Source organism: Bacteroidales bacterium, assembly GCA_012519055.1.
Lineage (GTDB): Bacteria > Bacteroidota > Bacteroidia > Bacteroidales > Salinivirgaceae > JAAYQU01.
Genome location: JAAYQU010000030.1, coordinates 1 through 6,401 on the forward strand (window position 1 = coordinate 1; position 6,401 = coordinate 6,401).

The 6,401-nt window shown below is 37.3% G+C and carries 5 protein-coding genes; 2 read left to right on the forward strand and 3 right to left on the reverse strand.

Annotated features, from left to right (window positions below; all coding sequences use genetic code 11):
• On the reverse strand, positions 1-1,643 hold a 1,643-nt coding region (locus tag GX311_05430), incomplete at its 3' end, for a hypothetical protein (protein NLK15821.1).
• A 355-nt stretch (positions 1,644-1,998) separates the two neighbouring features.
• On the reverse strand, positions 1,999-2,352 hold the full coding sequence (gene folB / locus GX311_05435) for a dihydroneopterin aldolase (protein ID NLK15822.1): 354 nt from the start codon (positions 2,350-2,352) through the stop codon (positions 1,999-2,001).
• Positions 2,353-2,499: 147 nt separating this feature from the next.
• Here folB and GX311_05440 point away from each other — a divergent pair, with 147 nt between their 5' ends.
• Both GX311_05440 and GX311_05445 read left to right on the forward strand, forming a co-directional pair.
• Positions 2,500-4,212 carry a glutamine--tRNA ligase/YqeY domain fusion protein gene (locus GX311_05440; GenBank protein NLK15823.1) on the forward strand — a complete coding sequence of 571 codons (1,713 nt, stop codon included), beginning with the start codon at positions 2,500-2,502 and terminating at the stop codon, positions 4,210-4,212.
• Between the two features lie 39 nt (positions 4,213-4,251).
• The gene (locus GX311_05445) at positions 4,252-5,700 is read left to right on the forward strand and encodes a TrkH family potassium uptake protein (protein NLK15824.1); all 1,449 of its coding nucleotides are present in this window, start codon (positions 4,252-4,254) and stop codon (positions 5,698-5,700) included.
• Between the two features lie 227 nt (positions 5,701-5,927).
• Here GX311_05445 and GX311_05450 read toward each other — a convergent pair.
• Positions 5,928-6,401: cytochrome C oxidase assembly protein (locus tag GX311_05450; GenBank protein ID NLK15825.1), on the reverse strand; the 474-nt coding region annotated here is incomplete at its 5' end.

Consider the following 6,401-nt stretch of genomic DNA (forward strand, 5'->3'; position numbering starts at 1 on the left):
GAATCGTTACTTTTTTCAACCCATTGATGTAACGAGTGGGCTTGCTCCTCTTTTTCTTGTTCTATCTTGTGTTGTTCCTCTCTGTGTTTTCTTCTTGTACGTGCTGCTGATTTATATAAAGCTACAGCTGTAATAAAAAGCATTACAAACAATCCGTATGGACGTGTTAAGTAAATAAAACCTGCAATTAAGAATGCCATTATAAATGCGAAAAGTGCTGTCAAAAACCAACCACTTATAACTACAAACACACCTGTGATTCTATAAACTGCGCTATCGCGCCCCCACGCACGGTCAGCCAATGATGCTCCCATTGCAACCATAAAAGTAACGTATGTTGTTGATAGAGGCAGTTGCATTGATGTTCCAAGAGCAATTAAGGCACTTGCCACGGTTAGGTTCACTGCGGCGCGTACAGAGTCAAATACTGGTCTTTCGTGTTCAGGGATGTCTTCTTCAATATAAGGAACAAATCTGCTTTCAATCCAATTGCTTACACGTGTGGGGATTAATCTTGAAGAGAAGTTTGAAATATTCATTGAACCTCTTACCAATAAGCGACTAAATCCCAATGAAGAAAACCTTTCGGCACCCTCATCTTGTCGGCTAAGGTTTAACGAAGTGGCTATAACAGCTTTAGCCTTTTTCGATGTCCACAAAGTAACAACCATTACTGCACCCGCAATTAAAAGCATCCACGTGGGTGTTTGTGACGGTTGTTTAAGGATTTCCATTGAAAACTCTGTATCCGGGACTCCTGAAGCCGTGAAATGTAAAAAGGAGTCATAACCTGCAATAGGGACGCCAATAAAGTTAACCAGGTCGTTGCCCGCAAACGCCATTGCCAAAGCAAATGTTCCTATTAATACCACTATTTTTGTAGGATCAATTTTGAAAAGAGCGTATAGCAGTTGCAAAATTATTGACCAACCAACAAAAGAGAATAACATGATTTTGTCAGTGTTTTTCATTGCAAGCTCAAAAGTTTCGGGAGTAACAAACGAGGCTCCTTTAAGTCCCTTTAGAATAATGAAATAGGTAATGGCTGATATTGCCAATCCTCCGAAAATCCCTCCAAAATATTTTAACTGTTTTTTATAACGGAACGAGAATAAAACTCTGGACAAAAACATCATTATTGTTCCGAAAACGAACGCTATCACAACAGAAAGCGGAATAGCTGTAATTATTGCTAACGCTTTGTTTGTATTAATAAACTGACCAACAGTGTCGGCAACTTCGGGATTTTGTCTCATTACCAACAATCCCACTACAACGGCACCGCCCAACAACTCGAATATAATAGAAACAGTGGTAGAGATTGGTAATCCTAAAGAATTGAATGCGTCTAACAGTAAAACGTCGGCGATAATAACCGCCACAAATATTACCATTATATCAGCAAACATAAATTTATCGGGATTAAAGATACCGCTCCTCGCGATCTCCATCATGCCGCTACTAAATGTTGCACCAAAAAAGACACCTAAACTGGCTATTAACATTATTATCCAACCTTTGGTAACTCTGGCGCCGATAGCCGAATTAAGAAAGTTGGTTGCATCATTTGCCACGCCAACAAAGATGTCAACAATGGCTAAAATAAAAAGTACTGTGAGAATGGTTACATAGTACGGATCCATGTCAATAAAATTTAACACAAAAGAAACGAAAACGTAACCGAAATGCAACAAAAATAACAGTTATTTTTTACGAGTTTTGTCTATTAATCATAAAACTCTAAAAATAAAGCAATTAACAATGTGCAATGAACAATTGAAGTACAAGGCTATTTAATATTTATATTCAGCAGTTAGTTGCTGGAGTTCAAAACTATAAACATATAGGTGTCTGTTCTATTCCTTTTTTGGGCTAAAACCCAAAAATATGTGTACCAATCTAATCCACGACTTGAAAGCTGTGGCAATTAATTGATAATCAGTCCACTATATTGTTAATTGTTAATTGTTAATTGCTAATTGCTAATTGCTAATTGCATTATCTGGTAAGGCTAACGCTTACACTTTCGACTTTTCCCCCTAACGGTGGATTCATTTTTCTTATTTTAACTGTAACGTTTGAAATTCTTTCTGGTAACTCTGCATATAGTCTGTTAATAATACGACCTGCGACATTTTCCAATAAATTTGATTTTATTTCCATCTCCTTTTTAATAAGTTCGTAGATTTCTAAATAATTTATCGTATCAGATAGAGAATCAGACCTAATTGCAGGATTACAATCTGTATTAAATTTTAAATCAACTAGAAAGTAGTTGCCCACAACCTTTTCTTCTTTGTAACACCCGTGATAAGCGAAAAACTCCATTTTTTCTAATTCAATTGTGCCCATATCGTATTTTTTTATTGGTTTATTATGTCAAAATTTATTTAAATAGCCTATATTGGATTTTCAAAAATAAGCATGTAAACTAATAAATTTATACATTTGCACAAATAAATTTTAACGCGTAGAAAATATAATTAAACAATAATTGCGATGAATACTAATACCGAACAACCATCAAGCGAAAAGAAAAGCTTAAATTTTATTGAACAGATAGTTGAGGAAGACCTACGAAACGGGAAAAACAATGGAGAAGTTGTAACCCGCTTTCCTCCTGAACCCAATGGCTACCTACACATCGGACACGCAAAATCTATTTGTTTAAACTTTGGACTTGCTCAGAAATATAACGGGAGAACAAATCTTCGATTTGACGACACAAACCCCGAAAAAGAAGACGTCGAGTACGTTAACTCAATAATGGAAGATATTCGCTGGCTTGGATTTCAATGGCATGGCGAGCCTCTATATGCATCGGATTATTTTGAACAACTTTACCAGTGGGCAGAACAGATGATTAAAGATGGTAAAGCATACGTGGACGACCAGTCAGCAGAAGAGATAAGTCGCCAACGGGGAACAGTGACCACACCGGGCATTGAAAGTCCTTTCCGTAAACGTACACCCGAAGAAAACCTTGATTTGTTCAGAAGAATGCGAAATGGAGAGTTTGAAGCTGGTAGTAGAGTTCTACGCGCAAGAATTGATATGGCGTCGCCAAACATGTTGCTACGTGACCCCATTATGTACAGAATTATTCATGCTGAACATCACAGAACAGGAGATAAATGGTGCATATACCCAATGTACGACTGGGCGCATGGAGAATCGGACTATATCGAAGGTATTACACACTCTATTTGTACTTTGGAATTTGATATACATCGCCCACTTTACGAGTGGTTTCTTGAACAGGTTTACGAAGAGGGACGAAAAAAACCACAACAAATTGAGTTTGCTCGCCTAAATCTCAGCTACACCGTAATGAGCAAACGCAAACTGCTTGAGCTTGTGAAAGATAACCACGTTAACGGTTGGGACGATCCCAGAATGCCGACCATTACAGGAATGCGTCGCCGTGGTTATACGCCGGCTTCTATACGCCGTTTTGCTGAAATGGTTGGTGTTGCCAAGCGCGATAATGTGATTGATTACGGATTATTGGAGTTTTGCGTTCGCGAAGATTTGAACAAAACCGCTCCAAGAATTATGGCGGTGTTAGATCCTGTGAAAGTTATAATCACCAATTATCCCGAAGGTAAAACCGAGTATGTGACCACAGAAAACAATCCCGAAGACGATAGCGCAGGCACACGCCAAATGCCTTTTAGCAGAGAGTTGTACATCGAACGTGGCGATTTTATGGAAAATCCACCTAAGAAGTTCTTCCGTCTCTCAATCGGAAATGAGGTAAGATTAAAATCGGCGTATATTATTAAGGCTGAAAAGATTGTAAAAGACAGCAATGGGGAAATAATTGAAATTCATTGCACCTACGATACCGATAGTCGCAGTGGGTCGGGAACAGAAGCAAGCCAACGTAAAGTTAAATCTACAATTCACTGGGTTTCAGCCCCACACGCTATTGATGCAGAAGTAAGACTTTACGACCGACTATTCTCAGACCCTGCACCCGATAGCCACGAAGATCGTGACTTTAAGGAGTTTATGAATCCCGATTCACTTAAAATAATTAATAATTGCAAGATTGAGCCTGCTTATAGTAACCTTAAACCTGAAACACACGTTCAATTCCAACGAATGGGCTATTTCGTTACTGACAGATATGATTCAAAAGAGAATTCCCTTGTTTTCAACAGAATAGTATCTTTAAGAGACGAGTGGGAAAAATTAAGCAGACAGTAATAAACCAATACAGATAGCTGCTGGATACTGCAGATTACGATGAACTTTGGCTTTATAATAAATGCTCTTGGGAAGATAGCCATAATAATTGGCTTATTTATGGCAACTTCTTTTGCATGGGTTGTTTATTATGGTGAGTATCACGTGGTTAAACCCCTGCTGATTTCGTCACTATTGCCAATCGTTCTGGGAATTGTTATGGTGTTGTTTACACGCCACCGCAAAAAAAATGTGAATATGCCCGATAGATATTTAATAGTATCTGTGGCATGGCTATATATAGGAGTTATTGGAGCTTTGCCTTTTTTTATTTCAGGTTATATTCCAAATTTTGTTGATGCTTTCTTTGAATCTGTTTCCGGATTTACGACAACTGGCTGTACAATTTTAACAGATATTGAAGCGCTGCCATATTCACTGCTTTTTTGGCGTAGTTTAACGCACTGGATTGGTGGAATGGGAATTATAGTATTAGTGATTGCAGTATTCCCTATGTTTAAAGTATCTGGTTATCAGATATTTTCACTCGAAGCATCAGGTTTGTTAAACCAAAAGCTAAAACCACGTACAACTGATATTGCTAAGTTACTGTGGATTATATACATATCTATTACAGCTATTCTTGTTGTGCTGTTGTTAATAGGTGGCATGAACTTGTTCGAAAGCCTATGTCACGCCTTCGGAACACTTGGAACGGGCGGTTTTTCAACTAAAAATGCAAGTATTACAAACTATTCAAGCTTTATTCAATACACAATTGCGATATTTATGGTACTGTCGGGTGCTAACTTTACTTTGTATTATTCTCTTTTTAAAGGCGATTTTAAACGTATTTTTAACAACTCGGAATTAAAATTTTATTTATTGATAATAGGTTTTGTTACACTGACAATAACCCTTGTTCTGTTTTTTAAAAACAATTTGGGATTAGAAAACTCTTTTCGCCATTCGTTTTTTCAAGTGGCATCAATAATCACCACAACTGGCTATGCAACAGCCGATTATCTACAATGGCCCACACAGGCATGGATTCTTTTGTTCTTACTCCTTTTCGTAGGAGGCTGTGTAGGCTCTACATCAGGCGGGATAAAAGTAATACGACATTTGGTTGTGTTAAAATATTTAAGAAAGCACGTATCGAACTTGATTCATCCAAATGCTTTGGTTTCGGTAAAAATCAATAAAAAAACAGTACACGATCACCAGGCACAAGCGGTTATTATGTTTATAATGCTTTACCTTACTATTTTTGCGGCAGGGTATGTAATTATGTCAATTTTAGGGTTAGATATGCAAACATCATTAGGCTCTGTTGCAGCATGTTTGGGTTGTGTCGGACCCGGAATAGGCACGGTTGGACCCGCTGCTAACTTTTTTCATATTCCCGAATTTGGAAAGATTACCCTAAGTATCCTTATGATTGTAGGCAGGCTTGAACTGTTTACGTTTATGATTATTTTGATGCCAAGCTTCTGGAGGAGCAATTAGCAATATACAATGAACAATTAACAATGTAAAAAAGGTAACTGACTTAATTTATTCCGATTAAATCAATTACCTTTTCAACCAATAACTCAACTTTGAGTTTTATTTCAAATTGTCTTCTGTTTTCTTAATAAACCATTGTATTACATACAAACTTCCAAAAATGAGTATGGGCCACAACAGTAGGTTTATTATTTCAGGTAAATATGTCATAATGATAATGTTAAGCGTTAGTATAATTCTGCTTCGTTATTTATCTCCTCCAAATCAATTTTCTTACGACTGATTGCTCTCCATGCAACCCAAATATAAGCTATAACCACTGGTATAAATAGCGATACATAGCTCATTACTTTTAGAGTATAAGGACTTGACGAGGAATTGTAAATCGTTAGCGAGTAGTTCAAATCTGTTGTTGATGGATAAAACGCTGTGTTGTTGTATCCTGCGATTAATAACAGAGTAAGTACAGTTAGGACAGTTCCTCCACCAGAAAACCAAAACGCTTTGTCGCTGAGTTTAAAAATACCTAAGTAAATTCCGTAAAGAACTAACAAGACTCCGACAAGGAAAATTACCAAAACTAACGGCATTTCTAAAAAGTTAGTCAGATATTTATTTGCCTGCATAAAAACGTTTCCTGTAACGGGGTCAACTGCAAAGCCGTCTCGTAAAAGCAACCAGATTACAAAAGGCAGGAACAC